Origin of the sequence: Burkholderia sp. Ac-20345 (assembly GCF_017104825.1) — a bacterium.
GTDB classification, from domain to species: Bacteria; Pseudomonadota; Gammaproteobacteria; order Burkholderiales; family Burkholderiaceae; genus Burkholderia; species Burkholderia lata_B.
In genome coordinates this window covers 1-623 of record NZ_JAAGPO010000522.1, presented here as the reverse complement: position 1 = coordinate 623, position 623 = coordinate 1, and the positions used below count along the sequence as shown (strand labels likewise).

The window sequence follows — 623 nt, the reverse complement described above, 5'->3', positions numbered from 1 at the left end:
GCGCTCGCATGTGTCGCGTGGATCTACCGGCGCGGCGCCCCCGGCGCGTTTCAGAAGGATGCGCACGGGCGTTTCCCGGTCGTCATCCGCTGGCTGCTCGCGCCGACGATTGCCGGCGCGTTCGTCAATTCCCGGCTGTGGACGTTCCGGCAGCCGGCGCCGGTGCGGATCGACGAACGCGTATCGATCGGCCGCACGCCGACCACACGCGACGTGCGCCGCCACGGTTTCACGGCGCTGGTCGACCTGACCGCCGAAATGCCGCGCTGGGCGTCGGCCGATGCGTCGCTCGCCTATGTGGCGGTGCCGCAGCTCGACCTCGTCGCGCCGACGGCCGCGCAACTCGCACAAGCCGTCGCGGCGCTTGAACACCTGCACGGGGAAGGGCGCGACGTGCTGGTCTGCTGCGCGCTCGGCTACGGGCGCAGCGTGATGTGCGCGGCCGCGTGGCTCGCGGTGCGGCGCGGGCTCGGCGATGCGCGCGACGCGCTGGCCGCGGTGCGCGCGGTGCGGCCGAATGCGGTGTGGTCGGACGACGGTGTGGCCGTGCTGCAGCACTGGATCGATCGCCGCCGCGGCGCGGGAGGCGAGTGATGCGCGACCCGTCCGCGCCGCTCAGGATA

At 73.5% G+C, this 623-nt stretch carries 1 protein-coding gene; it reads left to right on the top strand.

Features of this window, described 5'->3' with window-relative positions:
• A partial coding sequence (locus G3O06_RS48425) for a dual specificity protein phosphatase family protein (RefSeq protein WP_205820480.1) occupies positions 1-594 on the top strand: 594 nt, incomplete at its 5' end.
• Positions 595-623 lie beyond the last annotated feature (29 nt).